Origin of the sequence: Streptomyces sp. BK79, from assembly GCF_044142145.1 — a bacterium.
GTDB lineage: Bacteria > Actinomycetota > Actinomycetes > Streptomycetales > Streptomycetaceae > Streptomyces.
Window position 1 is genome coordinate 1 of record NZ_JBHVOC010000036.1, and the last position, 23,876, is coordinate 23,876.

Annotated in this window: 20 protein-coding genes and 9 pseudogenes; 15 read left to right on the forward strand and 14 right to left on the reverse strand. The window is 70.0% G+C overall.

The window, feature by feature from the left end; all coding sequences use genetic code 11:
* The 6 genes and pseudogenes from ACFIF2_RS33180 to ACFIF2_RS33205 all read left to right on the forward strand — a co-directional run.
* Nucleotides 1-306, forward strand: a pseudogene (locus ACFIF2_RS33180) (hypothetical protein); the annotation flags it as partial.
* A gap of 1,133 nt (nt 307-1,439) precedes the next feature.
* Nucleotides 1,440-2,985: pseudogene (locus tag ACFIF2_RS33185) on the forward strand (alkyl/aryl-sulfatase).
* A gap of 78 nt (nt 2,986-3,063) precedes the next feature.
* A complete protein-coding gene (locus ACFIF2_RS33190; protein ID WP_395576996.1) occupies nt 3,064-3,744 on the forward strand; it encodes a GAP family protein in 681 nt (226 codons plus the stop codon).
* A gap of 11 nt (nt 3,745-3,755) precedes the next feature.
* A complete protein-coding gene (locus tag ACFIF2_RS33195) occupies nt 3,756-5,483 on the forward strand; it encodes a SulP family inorganic anion transporter (RefSeq protein ID WP_395576997.1) in 1,728 nt (575 codons plus the stop codon).
* 639 nt (nt 5,484-6,122) lie between these two features.
* The gene (locus tag ACFIF2_RS33200; protein ID WP_395576998.1) at nt 6,123-6,713 is read left to right on the forward strand and encodes a TetR/AcrR family transcriptional regulator; all 591 of its coding nucleotides are present in this window, start codon (nt 6,123-6,125) and stop codon (nt 6,711-6,713) included.
* 72 nt (nt 6,714-6,785) lie between these two features.
* Nucleotides 6,786-7,403 (forward strand): dihydrofolate reductase family protein, encoded by a 618-nt coding sequence (locus ACFIF2_RS33205; RefSeq protein WP_395576999.1) that lies wholly within the window; start codon nt 6,786-6,788, stop codon nt 7,401-7,403.
* Between the two features lie 326 nt (nt 7,404-7,729).
* Here ACFIF2_RS33205 and ACFIF2_RS33210 read toward each other — a convergent pair whose 3' ends face one another.
* Together ACFIF2_RS33210 and ACFIF2_RS33215 are read right to left on the reverse strand one after the other, a co-directional pair.
* Nucleotides 7,730-8,206 carry an ATP-binding protein gene (locus tag ACFIF2_RS33210; protein ID WP_395577000.1) on the reverse strand — a complete coding sequence of 159 codons (477 nt, stop codon included), beginning with the start codon at nt 8,204-8,206 and terminating at the stop codon, nt 7,730-7,732.
* 244 nt (nt 8,207-8,450) lie between these two features.
* Complete coding sequence (locus tag ACFIF2_RS33215; RefSeq protein ID WP_395577001.1) at nt 8,451-8,681, reverse strand: hypothetical protein; 231 nt, start codon at nt 8,679-8,681, stop codon at nt 8,451-8,453.
* Between the two features lie 112 nt (nt 8,682-8,793).
* On the opposite strand from ACFIF2_RS33215, the pseudogene ACFIF2_RS33220 reads away from it, so the two are divergent.
* A pseudogene (locus ACFIF2_RS33220) lies at nt 8,794-9,615 on the forward strand (IS5 family transposase).
* Nucleotides 9,616-9,678: 63 nt separating this feature from the next.
* Here ACFIF2_RS33220 and ACFIF2_RS33225 read toward each other — a convergent pair.
* The 3 genes from ACFIF2_RS33225 to ACFIF2_RS33235 all read right to left on the reverse strand — a co-directional run bounded on the left by ACFIF2_RS33225 (nt 9,679) and on the right by ACFIF2_RS33235 (nt 11,955).
* The gene (locus tag ACFIF2_RS33225; protein WP_395577002.1) at nt 9,679-10,311 is read right to left on the reverse strand and encodes a transposase family protein; all 633 of its coding nucleotides are present in this window, start codon (nt 10,309-10,311) and stop codon (nt 9,679-9,681) included.
* A 340-nt stretch (nt 10,312-10,651) separates the two neighbouring features.
* Nucleotides 10,652-11,062 carry a hypothetical protein gene (locus tag ACFIF2_RS33230; protein WP_395577003.1) on the reverse strand — a complete coding sequence of 137 codons (411 nt, stop codon included), beginning with the start codon at nt 11,060-11,062 and terminating at the stop codon, nt 10,652-10,654.
* Between the two features lie 146 nt (nt 11,063-11,208).
* A complete protein-coding gene (locus tag ACFIF2_RS33235; RefSeq protein WP_395577004.1) occupies nt 11,209-11,955 on the reverse strand; it encodes a helix-turn-helix domain-containing protein in 747 nt (248 codons plus the stop codon).
* 272 nt (nt 11,956-12,227) lie between these two features.
* Between ACFIF2_RS33235 and ACFIF2_RS33240 the strand changes: the two are divergent.
* Nucleotides 12,228-12,368, forward strand: a pseudogene (locus ACFIF2_RS33240) (IS5/IS1182 family transposase); the annotation flags it as partial.
* Nucleotides 12,369-12,371: 3 nt separating this feature from the next.
* The gene (locus tag ACFIF2_RS33245) at nt 12,372-12,554 is read left to right on the forward strand and encodes a hypothetical protein (RefSeq protein ID WP_395577005.1); all 183 of its coding nucleotides are present in this window, start codon (nt 12,372-12,374) and stop codon (nt 12,552-12,554) included.
* Between the two features lie 75 nt (nt 12,555-12,629).
* On the opposite strand, the gene ACFIF2_RS33250 is transcribed toward ACFIF2_RS33245, so the two are convergent.
* Both ACFIF2_RS33250 and ACFIF2_RS33255 read right to left on the reverse strand, forming a co-directional pair.
* Nucleotides 12,630-13,268, reverse strand: a complete 639-nt coding sequence (locus ACFIF2_RS33250; protein WP_395577006.1) for an HD domain-containing protein — start codon at nt 13,266-13,268, stop codon at nt 12,630-12,632.
* 124 nt (nt 13,269-13,392) lie between these two features.
* Nucleotides 13,393-14,382 (reverse strand): GlxA family transcriptional regulator, encoded by a 990-nt coding sequence (locus ACFIF2_RS33255; RefSeq protein ID WP_395577007.1) that lies wholly within the window; start codon nt 14,380-14,382, stop codon nt 13,393-13,395.
* Between the two features lie 219 nt (nt 14,383-14,601).
* On the opposite strand from ACFIF2_RS33255, the gene ACFIF2_RS33260 reads away from it, so the two are divergent.
* Nucleotides 14,602-15,432 carry an alpha/beta fold hydrolase gene (locus ACFIF2_RS33260; protein ID WP_395577008.1) on the forward strand — a complete coding sequence of 277 codons (831 nt, stop codon included), beginning with the start codon at nt 14,602-14,604 and terminating at the stop codon, nt 15,430-15,432.
* A gap of 7 nt (nt 15,433-15,439) precedes the next feature.
* Here ACFIF2_RS33260 and ACFIF2_RS33265 read toward each other — a convergent pair whose 3' ends face one another.
* Entirely contained in the window at nt 15,440-15,946 is a 507-nt protein-coding gene (locus ACFIF2_RS33265) for a carboxymuconolactone decarboxylase family protein (RefSeq protein WP_395577009.1), read from the reverse strand.
* 96 nt (nt 15,947-16,042) lie between these two features.
* Here ACFIF2_RS33265 and ACFIF2_RS33270 point away from each other — a divergent pair, with 96 nt between their 5' ends.
* Nucleotides 16,043-17,014, forward strand: coding sequence for a pirin family protein (locus ACFIF2_RS33270; protein WP_395577010.1), 972 nt, complete (start codon nt 16,043-16,045; stop codon nt 17,012-17,014).
* A 115-nt stretch (nt 17,015-17,129) separates the two neighbouring features.
* On the opposite strand, the gene ACFIF2_RS33275 is transcribed toward ACFIF2_RS33270, so the two are convergent.
* Nucleotides 17,130-17,489, reverse strand: coding sequence for a helix-turn-helix transcriptional regulator (locus tag ACFIF2_RS33275; protein WP_395577011.1), 360 nt, complete (start codon nt 17,487-17,489; stop codon nt 17,130-17,132).
* 107 nt (nt 17,490-17,596) lie between these two features.
* On the opposite strand from ACFIF2_RS33275, the gene ACFIF2_RS33280 reads away from it, so the two are divergent.
* Entirely contained in the window at nt 17,597-17,980 is a 384-nt protein-coding gene (locus ACFIF2_RS33280; RefSeq protein ID WP_395577012.1) for an STAS domain-containing protein, read from the forward strand.
* A gap of 139 nt (nt 17,981-18,119) precedes the next feature.
* Entirely contained in the window at nt 18,120-18,362 is a 243-nt protein-coding gene (locus ACFIF2_RS33285; protein WP_395577013.1) for a DUF5133 domain-containing protein, read from the forward strand.
* A gap of 78 nt (nt 18,363-18,440) precedes the next feature.
* Here the strand turns inward: ACFIF2_RS33285 and ACFIF2_RS33290 are convergent, their stop codons facing one another.
* From ACFIF2_RS33290 to ACFIF2_RS33305, 4 genes and pseudogenes are all read right to left on the reverse strand, one after another.
* Nucleotides 18,441-18,797 carry an ATP-binding protein gene (locus tag ACFIF2_RS33290; protein ID WP_395577047.1) on the reverse strand — a complete coding sequence of 119 codons (357 nt, stop codon included), beginning with the start codon at nt 18,795-18,797 and terminating at the stop codon, nt 18,441-18,443.
* 113 nt (nt 18,798-18,910) lie between these two features.
* Nucleotides 18,911-19,405 (reverse strand): annotated as a pseudogene (locus tag ACFIF2_RS33295) (sigma-70 family RNA polymerase sigma factor); the annotation flags it as partial.
* A gap of 16 nt (nt 19,406-19,421) precedes the next feature.
* Nucleotides 19,422-19,577, reverse strand: a pseudogene (locus ACFIF2_RS33300) (histidine kinase); the annotation flags it as partial.
* A 198-nt stretch (nt 19,578-19,775) separates the two neighbouring features.
* A pseudogene (locus ACFIF2_RS33305) lies at nt 19,776-20,017 on the reverse strand (acyl-CoA desaturase); the annotation flags it as partial.
* A gap of 181 nt (nt 20,018-20,198) precedes the next feature.
* Here ACFIF2_RS33305 and ACFIF2_RS33310 point away from each other — a divergent pair.
* Entirely contained in the window at nt 20,199-21,773 is a 1,575-nt protein-coding gene (locus ACFIF2_RS33310; protein WP_395577014.1) for a carbohydrate-binding protein, read from the forward strand.
* A gap of 376 nt (nt 21,774-22,149) precedes the next feature.
* Nucleotides 22,150-22,807: pseudogene (locus ACFIF2_RS33315) on the forward strand (hydrolase).
* Nucleotides 22,808-23,067: 260 nt separating this feature from the next.
* Here the strand turns inward: ACFIF2_RS33315 and ACFIF2_RS33320 are convergent.
* Nucleotides 23,068-23,815: pseudogene (locus tag ACFIF2_RS33320) on the reverse strand (alpha/beta fold hydrolase); the annotation flags it as partial.
* Nucleotides 23,816-23,876: the final 61 nt, after the last annotated feature.

Genomic DNA, 23,876 nt, shown 5'->3' on the forward strand with positions numbered 1-23,876 from the left:
TACTCACTTGGGGCCATCGGGTTGATCTCGACTGTGGCCGTGGCGCAGGACGGCGGGGCAGACTCGGCTCCGTTCCCCTACGACCATCCATGCCGGTCCAATATGCGGGGAGCGGTGGGGTACGACGTCCGCTTCTTCACCCTGCGCACCGTATGCGTCATGGAGACCGGTGAGCGCAGAACCGTGGAGGACGTACCGCAGGCGGTGCGGAAGACTGCAGCGGCATCAGTGGCCGGTGCTGCCACGCTGACCGGGATCGCGTGGGTCTCCCGATCCCGCGTCTACGACGGCCCCAAGCGCACGTGAAGCCTGCGCTGCGCGTGGCGACCGGTCGCGCAGCTCCTGCGGTACATCTGACCGGCCCGGATCACCCTGATATCCACTGTCATACAGACCACGCCACACACCTCTGACCCGCAAGGAAAGGCCGATCAGCATCACGTCCCGCCAGGCGGGAGCAGCGGCCGAACTTTCTCAGGCGCCCGCCGGGCGGCAAGCGGTCCCGAGCCGGGATGCGAATGTCATCGCTCGCCGGCTACCGGATGACTGCCCGCCGCTGGTGCCAGGACCTCCGCGAGCGCGACGGCTGCGTCGCGGGTGAGAGGGGGGGGCCGGCCGGTGTGGCGCGGGGCGCCCGTGTGATCGTGGCGTCCGAGCAGCAGCGTGCGGGGCGCGTTGGCGGGACCGTGAAGGCGCCGACGATGGCGTCGGCGGTGGCGTCGGCGGTGGCACGGACCTTGGACTTGCTCCACCCTCGTCGGTCCCCGGGCCAGTACGGCTCCGCCAGTCTTTTGAAGCACGGGTCCTCAAGGCCGGCACTCGTCCAGGTGAGCCACTCGCGGGCGGTTGCCGGGTCGATGGTCGACGGGCACGGCGTGAACGGCGTGCACAGCCCCGCATCGGCGAACAAGCTCTCCGGGGCAGCTCAACCAAATGCAGACGGCGCGAAGGCGTAGCGAGAGCCATCTCGTACCTCGGCGGTCGCGCGCTTGGACTGAGACAGGTGCGACATCGGCCGGACCTCGTTGGCGGGCACTGACGATGATGCGCTGATGCAGCCGAACGGCTCAATCCGACGGGCCGGGCCCGACCGTCGTATCGAAGATGGTGCGGACGATGGCGACGGTAGCCGCCCACGCGTCCAGGAGACCCACGTGAGTGTTTCCGACCGGCCGACCGCCCCCGATCTGCCCGACTTCGCGGACCGTACCGACTTCGAGGACGCCGACCGCGGACTGGTCGCACCGCCGGCTGCCCCGACCGTGACCGGGGAGGACGGGCGGGTGGTCTGGGACTTCCGGGCCACCGACTTCCTCGACGGAGACTGCCCCGAGACCGCGCACCCGAGTCTGTGGCGGCAGTCCCAGCTGTGCGCCCGCGCGGGGCTGTACGAGGTGACCGACGGGGTCTACCAGGTGCGGGGCTTCGACCTGTCCAACATGTCGCTGATCGAGGGCGAGCGCGGCGTCGTCGTGGTCGACCCGCTGGTGTCGGCGGAGTGCGCGCGAGGCGCTGGCGCTGTACCGGGCGCACCGTGGGGAGCGGCCGGTCACGGCGGTCGTGTTCACCCACTCGCACATCGACCACTTCGGCGGCACCCTCGGCGTCGTCGACGAGGGCTCGGACGTACCGATCGTCGCCCCCGAGGGGCTGATGGAGAACGCCGTCGCGGAGAACGTGTACGCGGGGACGGCCATGCTGCGGCGCGGCGTCTACCACACCGGCGGTGACCTGCCGCCGGGCGCGGACGGCCTGATCGGTGTGGGGCTGGGCTTCACCGCCTCGCACGGGCTGCCGAGTCTGCTGCCGCCGACGCTGGAGGTCACCCGGACCGGGCAGGAGGAGCGGCTGGACGGCGTGCTCTTCCGCTTCCAGCTCACGCCGGACACCGAGGCGCCCTCGGAGATGAACTTCCACCTGCCCGAGCGGCGTGCGCTGTGCATGGCCGAGAACGCCACCCACAACCTGCACAACATCCTGACCCTGCGCGGCGCGGTGGTCCGAGACGCCCGCGTCTGGTCGCGCTACCTCACCGAGGCGCTGCAGCTCTTCGGCGACGACTCCGACGTCCTGTTCGCCTCCCACCACTGGCCGACCTGGGGCACCGGCCGGATCAAGCGGTTCCTGTCCGAGCAGCGCGACCTCTACGCCTACCTGCACGACCAGACCCTGCGGCTGACCAACCAGGGCCACACCGGCACGGAGATCGCGGAGATGCTCGAACTGCCGCCCGTGCTCGCGAAGGCGTGGCACGCGCGCGGCTACTACGGGTCGGTCAGCCACAACGTCAAGGCGATCTACCAACGCTACATGGGCTGGTACGACGGCCACCCGTCCTCCCTGTGGGAGCACCCGCCGACCGCGAGCGCCGAGCGGTACGTCGACTGCATGGGCGGCCTGGACGCCGTACTGGACAAGGCCCGCTCCTACGCCGACGATGGCGACCTGCGCTTCACCGCCGAGCTCCTCAAGCACGCCACCTTCGCCGCGCCGGACAGCACCGAGGCCAAGGAGCTGCTGGCGCGGGTCTTCGAGCGGCTCGGCTACGGCGCCGAGTGCGGGACCTGGCGCAACAACTACCTCATGGGCGCGCGGGAGTTGCGCGAGGGCGTGAAGCAGGTGCCGATCTCCGCGGGCAGCATGGCGTCCGCGCTCGGCGTGGACCAGATCCTCGACTCGCTCGCCATCCGGGTCAACGGCCCGCATGCGTGGGAGCACACCGTGTCCACGCACTGGCACCTCACCGACCTCGGCGAGCGCCGTCAGGTGGTCCTGCGCAACGGCGTCCTCGTCCACTACGCCACCGAGCGCCCCGACGGGGGCACCGACCTGGCCCTCACCCTGACCAAGCCCCAGCTGGCGGCCCTGCTGGCGGGGCGGGCCGGGCTCGATGGCGTCGAGCACAGCGGGGACCCGGGCGCGCTGCGGACGCTGCTGTCGGTCCTGGACGGACCCGGCCCGAACTTCCCCATCGTCACGCCCTGAGCCCCACCGGAACAGGACCGCGCCGGACCCGACCCGAGCCGAGGAGGATGCACATGGGCGACTACATGGGTGACGTACATGGGTGACGCCTTCGGACAGATGCTGGCCTCGGCGGTCGGTATCGCGATCAGCCCGATCCCGGTCATCGCCGTCGTGCTGATGCTGGCCACGCCGCGCGCACGCGTCAACGGCACGGCGTTCGCCCTGAGCTGGGTCGTGTGCGTCGCGGCCGTGGTGACGGCGGTCGTCCTCCTCGGCTCGGGCGCGGACGCCGCCGGCGACGGCGGACCGGCCGACTGGACGCTGTGGGTGAAACTGGTCCTCGGCGTGCTGTTCTTGCTGCTGGGCGCCAAGCAATGGGCGGGCCGGCCGCGCGAGGACCACGAGGCCGCCCAGCCCGGCTGGATGAGCGCGGTCGACCGGTTCACGCCGGGCAAGGCGGCCGGCCTCGCCGCCGTCCTCGCGGTCGCCAACCCCAAGAACCTGGTCCTGGCCGTCGGGGGCGCCGTCTCCATCGCCGGCAGCGGCGCCTCGGCGGGCGGCAAGACCGGCGCCGCCGTGCTGATGGTGCTCATCGCCTCGCTGTGCGCGCTGGCTCCGCTCACCATCTACCTGGTGGGCGGCGCGCGGGCCGCCGGGGTGCTGTCCGGGTGGAAGGCGTGGATGGCCCGCCACAACGCGGCCATCATGACCACGCTGCTCGTCGTCCTCGGCGCCAAGTACGTCGGCGACGCGGTCAGCGGACTCTCGTCGAACTGACCGGAGCGAAGGTGAGCCGTCCCGAACGGGAACACACCGACACGAGCGACACAGTGATCAAGGGACAGCCGCTCATGGGATGGCTGCACCACTACCGCCGGTCCGGGCTGCGCGGCGACGGACTGGGCGCGCTGACGGCGTGGGCGCTGATCGTGCCCGAGTGCGTGGCCTACGCGCAGATCGCCGGCGTACCGCCGCAGAACGCCTTCTACGCCGCTCCCGTCGCCCTCCTCGTCTACGGGCTGCTCGGCCGCTCGAACTTCCTGGTCGTCGGCGCCACCTCGGCGACCTCCGTACTGTCCGGCTCCGCCATCGCCGGCGTCGGCTCCCCCGAAGACGCCGCGGGCCTGTCGGCGGCCGTCGCGGTCGTCTCGGGCGCCGTACTGGTGGCGGCCGGGCTCGCACGGCTCGGCTTCCTCACCAACTTCCTCGCCGAACCCGCGCTGGTCGGCTTCCTGTTCGGCATGGCCCTGACGATCATCGTCCGCCAGCTGTCCAAGATCACCGGTGCCGAGAGCGGTGACGGCGACTTCTTCGAGCGGCTCTGGGGCCTCGTCCGGCACGTTCCCGACTGGTCCCTCACGACCCTCACCGTCGGTCTGGCCGCTCTGGCGGCGCTGCTCGCCCTGGAACGGTTCCTGCCCCGACTGCCCGCCGCCCTGCTGGTCCTGGTCGTGGGGCTCGCGGTGTCCGCCGGTGCCGGGCTGGAAAAGCACGGGGTGGAGGTGGTCGGGGCGATCCCGTCGGCGGTCCCGGTGCCGCGCCTGCCGGGCATCCCCGCCGCCGACTGGCTCGCCCTCGTCGGGGGCGCGCTGGGCGTGGCCCTCGTCGTCTTCGCGGAGGCGTACAGCATCGCCGGCCTGTTCGCCCGCGAGCACGGCCAGGAGGTCGACGCCGACCGGGAGATGATCGCCGTGGGAGCCGCGAACATCGCCGCCGGCCTCGTCCGCGGGTTCGCGGTCTCCGGCAGCGCCTCGCGGTCCGCCGCCGCGGCCGGCGCGGGCGGACGTACGCCCATGGTCTCGCTGATCGCGGCCGTACTCATCCTGCTGACCGGCGCGTTCCTCACCCCCCTGTTCACCGACCTGCCCGAGGCGGTGCTCGGCGCCATCGTCATCGTCGCGGTGCGAGGCTTCCTGCGGGTGGGGGAACTGCGGCGGTACGCCCGCCTGGACCGGAACAGCCTGTGGGTCGCGCTCACCGCTCTCCTCGGCGTCCTCCTCTTCGACCTGCTGCCGGGCCTGTTGCTGGCGGTGGCCCTCTCCCTCGTGCTGTTCATCGGCGCCGCCAGCCGCCGCCACGTGGCCGTCCTGGGCCGGCTGCCGGGCCGTGACCGGTCAGACGCCCGGCGCGCAACCCTCTACGGCGACACCACCATGCACCCCGACGCCAAGCCCGTCCCCGGTGTACTCGTCGTGCGCCCCGACGGCAGCCTGTTCTTCGGCAACATCAGCCGGGTACGGCTCGCTGTCCGCGACCAGGTCCGGGCAGCCGATCCGCCGCCGCACGCCGTCGTACTCGACCTGGCCGACAGCTACCACCTCGGCGCACCCGTCCTCGACACCCTCGACGAACTCCGCGACGAACTCCACCGCCACGGCATCGCCCTGCACCTCGCCCACGTCCGCGCCCGCGCCGCCACCGACCTCGACCGCCACCCACTCACCATCCGACTCGGGCCGCACGCTCTCCACCCGACCGTGGACGACGCGGTCAGGGCTGCCACCCATCTCCCGTAGGCACGCGCCTTTTTGCCGCGCAATAGTGTGGAAGCGGCACGCCACACCCGGCCCGTCCGGCAGGCGCGGGTCGTCGGGGTGAGGGTCGTACAGCGCGCGGCCGCCGGGCCAGCGCCGGGCTCCACCAGGGCGACCTGGGACCGGCGCGGTGCGTGCTCAGGCGACACGGGGCTGCTCGTCGGCGAGGCGCTCCAGGTGGGCGTCGCGACCGGCCCGTCGCCCCACAGAACTGCGTCAGCCGTAGACACCCTCCGAGCTGCCACGAGGCCCTGACTCCATTCCCTGCACCGGCCGCGATCACCCGATCGAGACTCCTGTTCGACCGACACGCTCCTCATCGGATAGATCTCCCGCAGAACGTGCGAGATCACCATCTCGCCCGGCCAGCCAGGGCGACATGCCATGCCGCCCTGACTGGCCCGGGGGCGCGCTCCCATGGGACCGTCACCGGCGGCCGCACACGGCGTTCCTCGCTGGTGCAGACCAAGCCGGTCTGCGAGTTGTGGAGATCCGCCATCACATGCCGCTACCCCCTGGCACTTGGCGGACGGTTGGACTCGCCCACGTAACCACTTCAGTTGACGCACTTCAGTCACAGTGGTTTACTTGGGGTCGTTCAGAGCGAGGAGGGAACACGAGATGCGTCAGAACCACACCCGTCGGGCCGCGCTGCTCGACGGCGCCATCGAGGTTCTCGCCCGCGAGGGCGCGCGCGGCCTGACCCAGCGCGCTGTCGACAAGGAAGCGGGGGTGCCCATCGGCACCACGTCCAATTACTTCCGCAACCGCGACGATCTGCTCGTCCAGGCCGGCGCCCGCGTCTACGAGCGACTCAGGCCCGAAGAGAACGCGCTCACCGAGATGTTCGACCAGGCACAGGACGCCGCGTCGTACAGCGTGATGCTGCGGGAGAGCGTCGGCAGGGCCGCGGCCTTCCCGTCCGGGCACCTGGCGCTGCTGGAACTCCGGCTGGAGGCCACCAGAAGGCCGGAGCTGCGGACGCTGCTCACCGAGCGGGTCCGCGCCGACATCGACGAGAACGTCACCCGACACGAGGCCGCCGGCCTTCCCGGCGGGGCGGCCGCCGTCCTGCTGATGTACGCGGCCATGAACTGGCTGACCGTTGAGCAACTCACGCTGCCGGAGGTCTTCACGGACGCCGAGCGCGACCAACTGGTCACACAGGCGGTGGAGCGCATCGTCGGCCCGTTCCTCAATGCCACGAAATGACACCCCGATAGCCCACCCCCGCGTGGCGCATCCCGCCACCGTCCACTGCGACCGATCGGCAAAGGACTCATTTTGCGCAAGCTCGTGTACTTCATCGCCTCCACGCTCGACGGTTTCATCGCCGGTCCCGACGGCTCCGACCCCACCGGCCCCGGCGGCTTCTGGTCCCCGTCCGCCGACTACATCCAGCACATCACCGAGGAGTACCCCGAGACCCTGCCGGGGCCGGCGCGGGCCGCGCTCGGTGTCACTGCCGAAGGGACCCGCTTCGACACCGTCCTGGAAGGCCGCAAGAGCTATGAGATCGGCCTTGCGGCCGGTGTGACCAACGCCTACCCCCACCTCAGGCACCTGGTCTTCTCCCGGACACTGATCGAAAGCCCGGACCCCGGCGTCGAACTCGTCGCCGACGACCCGGTGTCAAAGGTGCGGGAGCTGAAGCGCGACGGCGGCAAGGACATCTGGCTCGTAGGCGGCGGGGAACTGGCCGGCGCACTGTACGGAGAGATCGACCGCGTGATCGTCAAGTTCAGCCCGCTCACCATCGGTGCCGGCATACCCCTCTTCGGGCGGACCGCGGCCTTCGTGCCCAACGCCTGGGAGCTCACCGACCACACCGTCCTCAAGGGCGGAGCGGCCTTCCTCACCTACAGCCGGCACCCCGGCACTCCTCAGCCCGCCAGCAGGTAGCGGCAGGAGGGAACGAGATCAGGCCGGTCGGCCCGACCCCACGTCGCGCCAACCGGCCTGACAGCAGATCATGGCGGTGTTCACCGCGGCCGACGCACCGTTGCGGGCGCGGGCGGTGTGCGAGGCGATGCGCGTGGAGATCGCGCCCCGACAACAACATCCGCCTGAAGCTCAAGCGGACGGTGGCTCAGCTCAACGAGGTGGGCCGGCGCGGGGCGGCCCGGCCCGGCCCGCAGCAGTTCCCACAGAGGCCCGTGAGCCGGACGCCGATGCGGCCAGCGGGCTGGGCCGGGGTGGGCTCCAAGGCACCCGTTACACACCGGACGTCAGACGGGTTGCCGGCCGGCCGGGTTACCGCCCGGGTCATCGGCCAGTTCGATCGCCGCGGTGATGCGCTTGCCCACCGGTTCCCGCTGCACGCAAAACGTCCGGCACACAGCCATGACGATCTCCAGACCGTGCTGTCCGACACGGCCGGGATCCATCGACCGGACCGCGGGCAGGGTGGTGCTGCTGTCCCACACGCTCACCTCGACGGCACCCTCGTTGACGGCCAGGGTCAGCAGACAGGGGCCGGGCGCGTACTTGCGGGCATTGGTGACCATCTCGCTGACGACCAGCTGCACCATGGCCATGGCCCGCGCGGACACCGGCAGCCCGTGCACGGCCTGCACCTCGGTCAGGAATGACCGGGCGAGATCCCGCGCGAGGGCGATCTCCTCACTGCCCTCGAACGCGGCAGACACCGAAATGCAGCGCTCCACGAGCGGCTGCTGGCCCTCGCCCTGCCCAGCCGGTTCCATACATTCGCCTCACATCCGAAGCGTCACGCCATGGGGTCGCCCTTTTACCCCCGAACCTCCACGGTACGCACAAACTAATGCGCCCCCGCCCCGTCATCTGCTCGCGTGCGGTGTTGTCGCCGACACGCCCTGGAAGCCGGGGTGGCCGGCGAGCTGGCTGCTCATCGAAGTGGAAGAGGCCCTCGGGAGAGCCCCTCGCCGAGCGGGGGCCTCTTCCTTGCCGCTTCCGGCACACGAGTGCAGCTCAGGCGTCGTTGCCGGCGTGCGTCGTGGGGCTTGGCGGGCACACGCGGGTGAGGTCGAAGACGGTGGGATCTATACCCGCGGCCAGGTGCAGCACCCGCAGCCGCTGGCGGCGCAGGCCGGTCACACTGGTGCGGCGCCGCGCTTCAGCGGCCGGGGTGGTGAAGAGCAGGTGGAGACCGGCGACGTCCATGAACTCGGTGTGGGTGAGGTCCCACAGCAGTTCGGTCACCTGGTCCGGGAGCTCGGCGCTGGCGGCGCGCAGCGGGGGCAGGGTGTCTTACTGGCTCTAACAAAAGCTGCTGATCATGAGGCTGTCGGCCTCTCTGCTCGTAGGTCTGGGTATGGGAAACCGTCAGTCGCGACCGCGGATCGTGTCGGATGAACTGTGGTCGCTGGTCGAACCGTTGCTGCCGAAGCCGGGTCCGAAGCAGGCCGTGGGCAGACCGCGGGTGCCGGACCGGCAGGCCCTGTCCGGGATCCTGTTCGTCCTGCACACCGGCATCCAATGGGAGTACCCGCCCCAGGAGCTCGGCTTCGGCTCGGGCATGACGTGCTGGCGGCGCCTGGCTGCCTGGAACGAGGCCGGTGTCTGGGACCAGCTCCACCAGCTGCTGCTGAACCAGTTGCGGTCGAAGAACCAGCTGGACTGGGAGCGGGCGGTGATCGACTCCTCGCACGTGCGGGCCGCCCGACGGGGCCCAAAAGCGGACCGAGCCCGGTCGACCGCGCACGACCGGGCAGCAAACACCACCTCATCGTCGACGGCCAGGGCATCCCACTCGCGGTGTCCCTGACCGGCGGCAACCGCGGGCGACGTCACCCAACTACTGCCCCTGCTCGACAAGATCCCGGCCGTCGCAGGCCAGGTCGGCAGGCCGCCGCGCTGGCGCCCGGATGCCCTGCTGGCCGACCGCGGCTACGACCACGACAAATACCGCCGCCTGCTCTGGCGACGAGGCATCCGCCCCGTGATCGCGAAACGGGGCGAGCCACACGGCACTGGCCTGGGCATCTTCCGGTACGTCGTCGAGCGAACGATCGCCTGGCTCCACGGCTTCCGCCGCCTGCGCATCCGCTGGGAGAGACGCGACGACATCCACGAAGCATTCCTCGGACTCGGCGTCTGCCTGATCACCCACCGCCACGTCCAACGGCTTTGTTAGCGCCTCTGAGCCATACGCCAAGCCCTCCCAGCAACGGAAAACTGTCGCAGACACTGAGCCTCTTCAACGTTGCCGCTCCAGCGTGAGGACGACGGTGGCGATCGACGACATGCGATTCGGGCTGCATCGGGCCCTGCGGAAGATCCGCCACGACTTCAGTCGCGCGACGCCGCGCTCGACCGGCGCCCGTACTGTGGACAGCGCTCGGTTGACGGTTTGCTGGGTCGGTGTGCGGTCGCGGCCCGGCGAGCGTCTGAGGGGCGTTGTCACCCAGAGGCCAGCTCCCATGTAGGCGCGGTCGGCAGGGACGCCCTGGCGTTCGCAGATTCGGATGATCCGGTGGGTGCGCGCCGCAGCGAGGTCGTGCGCGCGGCCGGGCAGCGTCGGCGAGATCCACAGCAGCTGCTCAACTGGGTCCGTCACCACCTGCACGTTCACCCCGAGTCGGCGGTGTTTGTGGGAGAAGTCAGCCTGGCGACGACGGCTGTCGTAGGCGTGGGCGGTGCCGACGGAGATACCGAACCCGGCAGCGATCTGGGCGAGGGTGTCGTGCCGGCGCAGGTACACCAGCCCGACCAGGGCACGCTGGTGCGGCCGGAGCTTGCAGCGGCGGTCACCCTCGCGGGTGACGATGAGCATGGTGAACCACTCGACCAGGGCGTGGGGCAGGTCGAGTGCGGCAGAATACGGAACCAACGCGGCTCCTGTGCCTGCGGGTTGAGACTTCGAGCACATCTCCCAACGGCACGGGAGCTCGTGCGTTGCGGCATCGATCCCGTCACCCAATCAGTGGCTACGCTGAAGGACCTGACTCACTCTTGAGGGGCCAGACGCTGTGGCTGTCCCACCTGCCGGGAGGGTCAGCAGTCCGACCATGCACCTGGCACGCCGTACATCTCCCGCCCCGGCTGCCCTGGCTGAACTACTCGCCCAGCTGCGCGGCCGACCCGGCGCACGGAGCAGGAGGGGTGGCGGATCCGGGGATGACGCCTACCCTTTTCCCTCTTTCGTGGCCGGGCCGACAACTAGTGTTGAGTCAGTCCGCGATCAAGCCTGTGCTTGAATTCTCGCCCCGGAACCGTACGTAGTACCAGGCATCCTGATCACTGTTCCAGTGGATCACGGTCCACTTTCCCTCATATGCTGCCTTCCAGTCACCGCACCAGGTCGTTCCGCACACCTGGACATAACGGGAGTGGTTGGTCCTTATGTTGATGTCGTCGCACGCGCCCAGCACCTGGTTCCAGTCGGTGTAGGAGTAGCCGTCTCCCCCCGGCCACGACTGGTAGGGGAATGCTTGGCCGTAACAGGTTTGCTGGGCAGACGCAGGTTCGGAGGCGTATGACGGAGCGCTTCCCAGAGCGAGAAGCAGCACCGTGCCGACCAGGGCCGCGTTACGCCGGACCGTCTTCATTTTTGCACCTTTCTGGCTTTTCCGGGTCAGCATGGGCGGATTGCAGATGGCGTCCTTCAGGCGCCACCCCGCTTGCAGTGCGGATAGGTGTCAAACACCGCAACCGTGCCCCGCCGTGGCCTGTGGCGTCTTGTAGAAAAACGCGTATCGCTGGCGTCGGCAGGAGAGAAGGCGCGCCGTCACCGGGGGAGCAGGATGCTGGTGATCAGGTCATCCAGACGATCGCGTGTCCCAGCTCCGGATGCGGCGCCACGACGCGAAGCCAGTAGCCGGGTGGGCGGACGGCCGGTCATGGCTGACACCTCGCGCGTGAGATGGGCCTGGTCGAAGAAGCCGGCGCTCGTCGCTACCACGGCCGGTGCATGCCCGGCGATCAACAGTCGTAGGGCTTGCTGGAGGCGCATGATGCGCGCTGCGTACTTCGCCGACACGCCAATATGTCTCCGGAAGCGGTCCTCGAACTGCCGACGGCCCCATCCGCTGCCGTCGGCCACTTGTTGGATGCGTATGTTTCCCGACGCGTGCGCGAGGGCCTGCCACGCCCAGATGATCTGCGGCGGGCAGAGGGGGCCGCCACGGGTCCACTGGATCAGCGTCGTGTCCAGCAGCCGAAAGCGTTCCTCCCAGCGGTCAAGGGCGGCCAGGGACTCGGCGAGTTCGTCGACACGTCGACCGAGCAGCTCACTGGCGTCGACCACATCCTTCGCCCACTCTTGCACGGCCACCCCGAACAGGGTGAAGGCCGCCCAAGGGGTGAGGATGACCTCCATGCCGTACAGGCTTCCGCTGTGTTCGCCCAGCGTTGCCGTCGTCTGCAGCCCTGAGGCCAGGCAGCGGTGTGTAGTCGCAGCGCCAGCGGTCGGGACGTCCGACAGCCACAGATCGCCGTCGAAGTTGATCACAAGCGTGACCGTGTCGGTGGGCATCTCCAAACGCTGACGCCACGCGCCCAGGGCCAGCCGATACCCCCGATACCGGAGCACACCCGGAAGCAGCGGCTCATCCGGTACAGCCTCGGCCCACTCCCATGTTCCCTCGGGATCTCTGACAACTTGCATATCTCCCCCTTCGTCCCGTCCGCGCAACACTGCGAGCACGATCCTGCGACGGAGCTGCCGACACGTCTGGTGCTTTTCCAGCCGACCCGAAGTTCGGCGTAAGACCACGTCCTACGTGGTGAGGCGTCGTTGAGTCCGGCATGGGGCGAGGTAGGTGGAGTTGGACTGTTCCGGACGGCCTGTGGGAGATCGCGAAGCCGCTGATCCCTCCGTCAAGGGTGCGGCCGCAGGGTGGTGGGACGCGAGACACGCCTGATGAGCCGCTCTTCGCGGCCATCATCTAAGTGGCGTCCCACAAGGACGCCGAGGAACGACTCGCGCACGCCGACCCCGACTCGGCCGCGGCCGGGCTCGCCGCCGGCCGGCGGGTCTTCTACGCGACGGTCCACGGTGACGTCCGGCCGCCGCGGGCGTCGGGCACGTCCTACCGGCTCTTCCCCGGGCCAGGGACGCCTCGCCGAGCCTGACCGCGTGACCGCCGGGGACCTGGTCGCCGAGCTGGGCTGAACCCGTGCCGTGGGGGCGGGCCGGGGGCGGGCCGGTCACTCCGGCCAGGCGGAGTCCTCGATGACCTCGACGAAGTCCGTACGCCGGAAGCCGGGCACGAAGTGCTCCAGCACATCCGCGTTCACCGTGCCGAAGGTCGTCGCGGGCCGGTGCTCGAACCCCTCGGTGAACGCCCGCAGGATCTGCCTCTTGAAGTCCGGGCGGGGATGTGCGGCGGTGACCGCGTCGATCTGGGTCCGGGTGAGGTTGCCCAGCCGCAGGCCGAGCACGTCGGTCTCCACGCCCGCGGTGGTCGCCGCGATCTCGGGGGCCATCCGGTACGGCACCTCCGGAGTGGTGTGCAGGGCGACGGCCGTCCACACGGTGTCCGCGTCGGCCTCGCGGAAGCCGTGGGCGAGCAGGAAGGCGCGGGCCTGGTCGGCACCGTCCATCTCGAAGCGCTGGTCGTCACCGCGGTAGGGCGGCACCAGACCCGTGTCGTGGAAGAGGGCGGCGACGTACAGCAGCTCCGGGTCGGGACGGATGCCCAGGGCGGCGGCCTGGAGGCTGCCGAAGAGGTACACGCGGCGTGAGTGGTGGAAGATCAGCGGCGGTGTGGTGTCGCGGATCAGGTCGGTCGCCTCCCGTGCCAGCTCGCTGTCGGGAATCTCGATGCCGGCGATCTGCTCGGCCATGGCTGCCCTCCGGGGGATCGGTGCCGTCGTTGCTGCCTCCACCCTCCGCCCGGCGCGGCCCCGGCGTCCGCTACCTGATGGCCGACAACCCCTCACAAGCGGCCATGGGCCCCGCGCCGCCGACTCATCCGTCGTCCGGGCGCGGGCCGGCGTCCGGCACGGTGGTGGCGAAGCGCTGCCGGTAGCGGGTGGGCGACAGTCCCAGATGACGGGCGAAGGCCCGGCGCAGGCTCTCGTAGCTGGGGAAACCCGACAGCGCGGCGGCCTCGGTGGCGTTGTGCCCGGAGTCGAGCAGCGCCTTGGCGATGTCGAAACGGATCAGCTCCACGTACTTCACGGGCGTGACGTCCAGCTCGGCCCGGAACATCCGGGTCAGATGCCGAGGGCTGACCCGCACCCGCGCCGCCAGCGCCGCCAGACTGTGATCGGCGGCCGGATCGGCCTGTACGGCGTCCTGGACCTGCCGCAGCACGGGTGTCCGCGGCGCCGGGCCCCGCAGCGAGGCGGAGAACTGCGACTGGCCGCCCGCCCGCTGCAGGTACACCACCAGCGAGCGCGCGACCTTCCGGGCCAGATCGGGCCCGTGGTCCTCCTCCAGCAGCGCGAGGGCCAGGTCGATGCCCGCCGTCACGCCCGCGGACGTGTAGGTCGCCCCGTCCTTGACGAAGATCGCGTCGGGCTCCACCCGTGTCGACGGACAGCGGCGGGCCAGCGCGGCGGTGTGCTGCCAGTGCGTCGTCGCCCGCCTGCCCTCCAGCAGACCCGCGGCACCCAGCACGAAGGCGCCGGTGCACACCGAGGCGACGCGTCCCGCCCCGGCCGCCAGCGCCTGCGCGGCGTCGATGAGCCGTGGGTCGACGGGCGAGCCGGGCAGCGCGTCACCGCCGACGACGACAAGCGTGTCCGGTGCGCCGGCGGAACGCGCGTCCGCCTCGGCCGGGGCCAGCATGCCGATGGACGAACGCACCGGCGCCCCGTCCGGCGAGACGACGACGAGCCGGTACCTGGCCCCGAACCGGTTGGCCTCCGCGAAGACCTCCGCCGGTCCCGACAGGTCGAGCATCTTCATGCCGTCGAAGACGAGGATGCCCACGCTGTGCGCTCTCGGTGTCATGTCTCCCTCTCCGCGGCCCGGCGGGCCCCTGAGCGCCATTGTCCCGCCGCCCGCGTACGTCACCGTCCGCGTACGTCACTGTCCGGCTGCGTCGGCGGTCGGCGGTCGGAATGAGGCGCGCCGGACATCGGCGTAGGGTGGCGAGCGTGTGTTCGGCCGCGGTCCCGGAGACCGCGGAACGCAGGACCTTTGGCAGGCAGGCACGCGGAAGGAACAGCGATGGGTACGGTCACCACCTCCGACGGCACGAGCATCTTCTACAAGGACTGGGGCTCGCGCGACGCCCCGCCGATCGTCTTCCACCACGGCTGGCCGCTCACGGCGGACGACTGGGACAACCAGATGCTGTTCTTCCTCTCCCACGGCTACCGCGTGATCGCCCACGACCGGCGCGGGCACGGCCGTTCGGGCCAGCCCTCCACGGGCCACGAGATGGACACCTACGCCGCCGACGTCGCGGCGCTGACCGAGGCGCTCGACCTGCGGGACGCCGTCCACATCGGGCATTCGACCGGCGGCGGCGAGGTCGCGCGCTACGTGGCGCGCGCCGAACCGGGCCGGGTAGCCAAGGCCGTGCTGGTCGGCGCCGTGCCGCCGGTGATGGTCAAGTCCGACGCCAACCCCGGCGGCACCCCGATCGAGGTCTTCGACGGATTCCGCACGGCCCTGGCCGCCAACCGCGCCCAGTTCTACATCGACGTGCCCTCCGGCCCCTTCTACGGGTTCAACCGGGAGGGTGCGAAGGTCTCCCAGGGTCTGATCGACAACTGGTGGCGGCAGGGCATGTCGGGCGCGGCCAACGCCCACTACGAGTGCATCAAGGCGTTCTCCGAGACCGACTTCACCGAGGACCTCAAGGCGATCGACGTGCCGGTACTGGTCGCGCACGGCACCGACGACCAGGTCGTGCCCTACGAGGACTCGGCGCCGCTGTCGGTGAAGCTCCTGAAGAACGGCACCCTCAAGTCGTACGAAGGGCTCCCGCACGGCATGCTCTCCACCCACCCGGAGGTGGTCAACCCCGACCTCCTGGACTTCGTGAGGTCTTAGCCGGCGCTCACGCCGACGACGCGGGAGCGGGTGCGGCACCGCGCACCGGGTGCTTGCTCAGGACGGAGACCCGGTTGAAGGCGTTGATGCTGATCGCCACCCAGATCACGGCGGAGACCTCGTCGTCCGACAGGACGCCCCGTGCCTGCGCGTAGGCGGCGCTCTGCGCGGCGGCGTCCGCCGGACGGGTGGTCGCCTCCGCGAGGGCGAGCGCCGCCCGCTCCCGAGCGGTGAACAGCTCGGTGTCCCGCCAGGCAGGCAGCACGGCCAGGCGCTGGGTCGTCTCGCCGGCCCGCAGTGCCGCCCTGGTGTGCAGACTGAGACAGTAGGCACAGGCATTGAGCTGGGAGACGCGGATGTTCACCAGTTCCACGAGGACGCGGTCCAGGCCGGCCGCCGCGGCGGCCTCCCGCACCGCTTCCGCCGCAGCCACGAACGCCTTGTACGCGCCGGGGGTCTGCTTGTCGACGAAGACCCGCCGCTCGTCCGTCGCCACCGGCGCCTGCTGTGTCACGTGGTCTCCTTCGTCGCGATCGCTTCCGACAGGTCCTATCATCACCCCCATGGATGTTGAAAGTGAAACTTTCATGGGGTCGGACGGGGGCGCGCAGTGAGCAACACGGAGACACGGCCCGCGGAGACGCGGTGCGGCGCCCTCGAGGACGAGGTGCCCGCCGCGGGCGTCGAGGTCCTCACCGCCCGTGACGTCCCCCTCGGCGGCCCGCGCGCCATGAACGTGCGGCGCACGCTGCCCCAACGGGCCCGGACGCTGATCGGAGCCTGGTGCTTCGCCGACCACTACGGTCCCGACGACGTGGCCGCGTCGGGCGGCATGGACGTCGCCCCGCACCCGCACATCGGCCTGCAGACGGTCAGCTGGCTGTTCAGCGGGGAGATCGAACACCGGGACAGCCTGGGCACCCACGCCTTCGTCAGGCCCGGCGAACTCAACCTGATGACCGGCGGCTTCGGCATCGCCCACTCCGAGGTCTCGACCCCCGACACCACCGTCCTGCACGGCGTGCAGCTCTGGGTGGCGCTGCCGGAGGAGCACCGCGAAACCGACCGCGACTTCCAGCACCACGCTCCCGCGCCGGTCACCATGGACGGCGGCACGGCACGCGTCTTCCTCGGCTCGCTCGCCGGGGACACCTCGCCCGTGAGCACCTTCACGCCGCTGCTGGGCGCCGAGTTGAGGCTGGTGCCGGGCGGCACCGCCACCCTGGACGTCGACCCGGGCTTCGAGCACGGCGTCCTCGTCGACAGCGGTGACGTACGCGTCGAGGGCGTCGTCGTGCGACCGACCGAACTGGGCTACGTCACGCCGGGCCGCGCGACGCTGACCCTGGCCAACGAGTCGGCCGCTCCCGCCCGGCTGATCCTCCTCGGAGGCCCCCCGTTCCCCGAGGAGATCATCATGTGGTGGAACTTCATCGGCCGCTCGCACGACGAGATCGTGCGGGCTCGCGAGGACTGGATGAAGGGCGACCGTTTCGGCGAGGTGCACGGCTACGACGGGGCGCCCCTGCCCGCGCCGGAGCTGCCGAACGCACCGTTGAAGCCACGGCGAAGGGCGCGCTGACCTCCAAGAACGGGGGTACCGCGCCGCGCCCGGGGCCTGCGGCGTCACAACCGCCCACGCGGTGGACGGGACGCCCTTGTGGATACCGGGCAGAGGGGGGACGAGAGCCCCGGGCTTACCGGGCGGCGCTGGAGTGGGCCGCACGGGAGGCGGAGCCGGCCGACCGCCCGTGGTCGGTCTCGTCCCGAACGAGCAGGGACAGCAGAGCGGCGACGGTCAGGCCCGCTTCCGCTGGGTGGCGCAGAACCTTGTCCGGTTCGACACGGTAGATGTTGCTGCGCCCGTCGCGGGTGTGGGAGAGATAGCCGTCCTGCTCCAGGTCCGAGATGATCCGCTGGACGGCGCGCTCGGTGAGCCGGCAGTGGGCGGCGATATCACGGATCCGCACGTTCGGATTGTCGGCGATGGCCGCCAGTACACGCGCGTGGTTGGTGACGAACGTCCATCCGGAGTGAGATTCAGGCACTGCAACCATGCACAGCATTGTAGGGACCATCTTTGCCTGACAGCTAATACATGACATACTTTTCGCGTTAAGCGTGGCGTGTTCCGTCCCGTGAGCAACACAGAAGGGACCCGAGGGTGTCTTTGGATGAAGCGGTCGCAGGGTGCTCGCACCACACCGACCAGAGTCGGCTCCCGGCTGCGGAGCGACCCACGCAAGCGCAGTACGAAGCGCACGGCGCCTGGGTCGTCAGCGCACGGGGCGCATACGACATGTCCTCGGTCGAGCCGTTGGCCGATGCCCTGAAAGGCGCGGCCGAGAAGTGTCCGAAGGTGGTTCTGGACGCGTCCGGCATCACCTTCGCCGACTCCACCCTGCTGAGTCTGCTGATTCTCACCCACCAGGCGACCGACTTCCGGGTGGCCGCGCCGACGTGGCAGGTTGTGCGGCTCATGCAACTGACGGGTGTCGACGCCTTCTTGAAGGTGCGGGCGACGGTGGAAGAAGCCGCTGCCGATTAGGGGCCACCGCGTGCCGGGCCCCGGCTGAACGCAAGCCGTGTGGGTTAGAACTGGGAATCCCGGGCATGCGACGTTCTGCCTCGTGACGTGGTCGATCACGTCGAGTGGAGGGGCGGTTGACGGGAGAGGGAAGGTGTCCATGATTCTGCCGGCGGAGAAGGAACTGCGTGCCGTGCTGGCTCGGTTCGCTCAGGCGCGCATCGACCACGACGTACGTCCCAGCGGCTGCACGAGCAGGCTTCTCGAGGACGCCACGTACACGTTGTGCGTGATGACCGGTGCCCGTACCGCCGAACAGGCTCTGTGCACAGCGGACAGGCTTCTCGAACAGTTCGCCGAGCGAACCGCCGTCCCCGTGGAGGACGAGGCTCTGGCCGCGTGAACCCGGTGGCGTACAGCACGTTCCACCCCAGCACCGATGCGGGGTTCGCGTGCTCGGCAGTACAACGGTGGCCGCGGGTCAACCGAGGGCGATCTGCGCGGAGATGCGCTTGCCGGACGGCTCCCGCCGGACGTCGACGGTCTGGCTCAACGCCGCGACGATCTCCAGACCGTGCTGACCCACCCGGGCGGGATCGGCGGGCCTGGGAGCCGGCAGGGTGGTGTCACCGTCCCGGACGGTGACGGTCACCGCGTCGTCCGTGAGGCTCAGGGTGAGTTCTATGGGGTCGGCCCCGTACTTGACGGCGTTCGTGATCAGCTCACTCACCACCAGGTGGACGGCCTCCGTCGCACTCTCCGGCAGCGGCGGCCGAAGGCCCCGCTGTGAGCCGGTGAGGTATTCGGTGGCGAAGTGACGGGCGCCGGCGATGCGCAGCGCTTCCCGCGCGACGAGAACATCTCATGTGTTCCTGCGATGGTTCTGCTTTCAGCCGGTCACCGTACTCGTCGTCCGGTGAGGAAGCGGTGGCGGAGGTCCTGGTGCGGGCCTCAGGCCGTGCTGAGCATGCCTTCGCTCAGGCGGGCCAGCAGACGCGAGATCAGGCGGGACACGTGCATCTGGGAGACGCCGAGGCGTTCGCCGATGTCCTTCTGGGTGAGTTCGTCGTCGAACCGCCAGTGGATGGTCTGGCGGTCGCGTTCGTCCAGTTCGGCGATCATCGGGGCGAGCGCGTGGAAGTCGTCGACGAGCGCGAGGGCGGCGTTGTCGGTGCCGATGAAGTCGGCGAGGGCCGACTCGCCGTCCTCGCTGCCATCGATGGCCGCGTCCAGCGAGGTGGAGTGGTACCCGTTGGCCGCGAGTCGGGCCTCGACGACCTCGTCCTCGGGCAGGCTCACCAGCTCGGACAGTTCCTTGGCGGTGGGGCTGTGGCCCAGCTGGCTGCGCAGCTCCTCGGTGGCGCGGGCCAGCTGGACGCGGGCCTCCTGGAGGCGCCGGGGCACGTGCACGGCCCAGGAGGTGTCACGGAAGAAGCGCTTGATCTCGCAGGGCCGTCGCCTACACCAGCTGCCTGATCTGCGCCAGGCCCGGCTGGGGCACCAACTCGCCGCGTGCCTCCTCGTTGCGCAGCGCGCCGAGGAGGCGACGCATCTCGCCGAGCGACTGGCGCGCGGTCGCCGCGATGGAGGTGAACTCCTCCCGCACACTCTGCGGCAGCGTGGGGCGGTGAGAACGACGAAGGGCGTGGGCAGCAGGGCGACGCACAGCACGAACGCCACGGCCCACGGCAGCAGCCGCACCCACCGACGCGAGGCCCCGGCGAGCAGCGCGCGCGGACGTTCCTCCTTCACTGGGGTCATGCGCACCAGCCCACGTGCGCGCTGCGCGTCCGAAGAGGCTCAAGGCGATGGCCCCTCAGACGTCGGCCCGCAGCGGTTCTCCCACTTCGTACATGTGCCGCAGAGTTTGACGACGGGAGTCGACGAGGCCGGTTTCCGAACAGGGGGTGCCCACGTCGCGGGAGCGGGCCCGCACCATGGCCTGGGCGAGCCTCAGGCGCGGCCGGGGCGTGCCGGGAGCAGGTGGTGCTCGATCCGGTAGTCGAGACCGTCGAGGAACCAGTCGGTGAGCAAGCCGTCCGTGACGTTGCGAGAGGTTCTCAGAGCCAGGGTCGCGCAGTGTTCAACATTATGAACAATGATCACGGACACAACCATTGACGTGTCCGCAACACGGTCTTAACTTCGGGAAAGCGCTTTCTCCGTCCTGTGGGCCGACCGCTCCCTCCGTCGTGCGGTGGCCCGACCCGTGGCTCATCGACGATTCGGAGACCAACCGATGCTTCGCAGACCCGCCATCGCCGGCGCCGGCCTTCTGGCCGGCACGCTCGTCGCGCTGTCCGGCAATCCGGTACAGGCCGCCACCGTCCGGTACGAGGCCGAGTCCTCCCCTGCGAGTTGCACGGGCACCATCGACTCCGACTGGTCCGGCTACTCGGGCAGCGGATTCTGCAACGGCACCAACGCGACCGGGGCCCACGCCCAGTTCACCGTGAACGCCCCCGCGGCGGGCACGGCGACCCTCCGGATCCGCTACGCCAACGGATCCGGCACGGCACGTCCGGCGAACATACTCGTGAATGGTGCCGCGGCCGCCTCCGCCCCCTTCGACGGCACCGGCGCCTGGGGCACCTGGGCGACCCGGACGCTCACGGTGACGCTGAACGCGGGCGGCAACACCGTCCGCCTCACCCCGACGACGTCGGCCGGGCTGCCGAACATCGACTACGTGGAGGTCGAGACGGACGGCGGCACCACCACCCCGCCCCCCGTCACCGGCACCCTCCACGTGTCCCCGACCGGCACCGACGGCGCCACCGGCGCGGAGTCCGACCCGACGACGCTCGCCTCGGCGATCTCCCGCGTCGCCCCCGGCGGCACGATCTACCTGCGGGGCGGCACCTACCGCCACTCCCAGACGGTCACCATCCCGCAGGGCAACGACGGCAGTTCCGCCGCCCGCAAGACCCTGGCCGCCTACCCGGGTGAGACCCCGGTGCTGAGCTTCTCGGCCCAGAGCGAGGACCCGGCCAACCGCGGACTCGCGGTGAACGGGTCGTACTGGCACGTCAAGGGCGTCGTCGTCGAACGCGCCGGGGACAACGGCATATTCGTCGGAGGCAGCAACAACGTCTTCGAACGCACGGTGACCCGCTACAACCGCGACACCGGTCTCCAGCTCTCCCGGATGCTCTCCAGCACGCCCAAGGCCCAGTGGCCGTCGAACAACCTCATCCTCGGCGCGGTCTCGCACGACAACGCCGACTCCGACGGCGAGGACGCCGACGGCTTCGCCGCGAAGCTCACCTCCGGCCCCGGCAACGTCTTCCGCTACGCCGTCGCCCACAACAACATCGACGACGGCTGGGACCTGTACACCAAGTCCGACACCGGCGCGATCGGCGCGGTGACCATCGAGGACTCCCTCGCGCTCGCCAACGGCACCCTCAGCGACGGCTCCCAGGCCGGCAACGGCGACCGCAACGGCTACAAGCTCGGTGGCGAGGACATCGAGGTCGACCACGTCGTCCGCCGGAGCATCGCCTACCAGAACGGCAAGCACGGCTTCACCTACAACAGCAATCCGGGCACGATGCAGGTGTCGGACAACATCAGCGTCGGCAACGAGCAGCGCAACTTCAACTTCGACGACGGCGACTCGGTGTTCCGGAACAACACCTCGTGCGACAGCGGATCGAACGACCGGATCATCGGTAACGCCGACGGCTCGAACCAGTTCTGGTCGGGCTCGAACGGCTCCCGCTGTTCCTCGTACGCCGGAGCCCTGCGCTGGTCCTTCGCGGCGGACGGACGCCTGGTGGTGACCTTCGGCGGCGTGGCGGTGACCCGCTAGCCGCCCGCTGTCGCGACGTGCCCCGTCACGGGCTGAGGGCGGTCCGGGGACTCCCCGAACCGCCCTTCCGTATGCCTGGGCCGCCGCACGCGGCTCAGGAGTCCCCACGGCAGCGCGTGCACATGCGCGCCCACCGACTGGTGGGCGACGGCCGGCGCTTGCTGAATCCCGAGTGGTCTGGCCGGCCGGCTCGTTCGCGCCTCCAAGGCCGAGTCTGGTTGACCCGTCAACCAACGCCCTCTAGCGTAGGTGATGCGTCAACCACATGGGTGTGTGGGCGCCGGCCCGGTCATCCCGTATCCGCCTCACTCGGGGCGTCGGGATGTCGGTGCACTGCCGGAGACCCACGGGCGCGAAGTGCCTGAAGGGGAATGTCGTGACTACTGGGAACAAGGCCGGACTCGGCGCGCTGCTGACGCCCGAGGAGAGTGTGCTCACCCTCATCGACCACCAGCCGTTCCAGGTCGCCAACCTGCACAGCCACGAACCGACGATGGTCATCAACAACGCCGTGGGGCTCGCCAAGGCCGCCAAGGTGTTCGACGTTCCGACCATTCTGACCACCGTCCTGGAGGAGCGCGGCGGCCTCATCCTGCCGGGGCTGCAGGAGGTGTTCCCGGAGCAGAAGCCGATCAACAGGACCTTCATCAACACCTGGCAGGACGAGCGTGTCGTGGACGCCGTCAAGGCGACGGGACGCAAGAAGCTGATCATCGCCGGCCTCTGGACGGAGATCTGTGTGGCCATGCCGGCGATACAGGCGGTGGGGGAGGGCTTCGAGGTCTTCGTCGTCACCGACGCGTCGGGCGGTGTCTCCAGGGAGGCCCACGACATGGCGGTGCAGCGCATGATCCAGGCCGGCGTGGTGCCGATCACCTGGATGGCCGTACTGGGCGAGTGGCAGCGCGACTGGGCCCGCGAGGAGACCGTGGGGGGGAGTCGCCGAGGTCCAGGCGCAGCACGGCGGCGCCAGCGGTGTGGCCTTCGCCTGGGAGACGCAGCTCCTGGCCACGCCCACCGGCGACGAGGCCTGACACAGCGGCTGATCGGAGGGCGAGGCGACGATCCCGGCAACAGCGGCCACGGCGTCGACCTCTGCTGTGGGCCGTGCCGTTGAACTGTCGCTTTCCTCCTGTGATCCCGTCGCCGAGGGGCCCGTGCAGCGCCTCTTCACCGCTGTTTCGGTGCCGCATGAGCCCCTCCGTCGCGGCCAAGACGCGGTTGCCCGCCGGGTGAAGCCGTCAGCGGGAGTTGTCGGGCGAAGTTTTAGGGGGAGCAGCGGGTCGATCCGCCGTCACTTCGCGAGGAAGTCGGGCAGCGCGGTGTTGACCTCGTCAGCGTGGGTCCAGAGCAGGCCGTGCGGTGCTCCTTCGACCTCGACGTAGTCCGCCTCGGGAAGGGCTTCGTGGAATCGGCGCCCGGTGGCGTCGATCGGGAGGATGTTGTCCTTCGTTCCGTGCAGGATCAGTGCGGGCTTGCCGCTCGCCCGGACCGCCTCGACGTCGGTGCGGAAGTCCTCGATCCACGCCGGGACCACGGCGTACGCGGCGACCGGAGCGCTGCGGATCGCGACGCTCCAGCTGCCGGACACGGCCTCCTAGCTGATACGGGAGCCGAGGTTCTCGTCGAGGTTGTAGAAGTCCGCGTAGAACTGCTTGAACCAGGCGTACCGGTCCGCCTTCGCGGTCTCGGCGATGCCGTCGAACACCTCCTGCGGCACGCCGTCGGGGTTGTCGTCGCGGGCTACGAGGAACGGTTCGAGTGAGGCGAGGAAGGCGAGCTTCGCGACACGCTCATGTCCGTGGCGGCTCACGTAGCGGGCGAGTTCCCCGGTGCCCATCGAGAAACCGACGAGGACGACGTCCCGCAGGTCCAGGGTCTCGAGGATTGTGTTGAGGTCGGCGGCGAAGGTGTCGTAGTCGTAACCGGAGTTCACCTTCGACGACTGGCCGAAGCCGCGACGGTCATAGGTGATGACCCGGGCCCTGGGCCAGCAGTTCGCGGGTCTGGCGTTCCCAGCTGTGCCCGTTCAGCGGATAGCCTCCGCGCCGACGGTGATGTAACCCATGATCTCCTGCCTTTCGGTCGACGACACGCACGCCG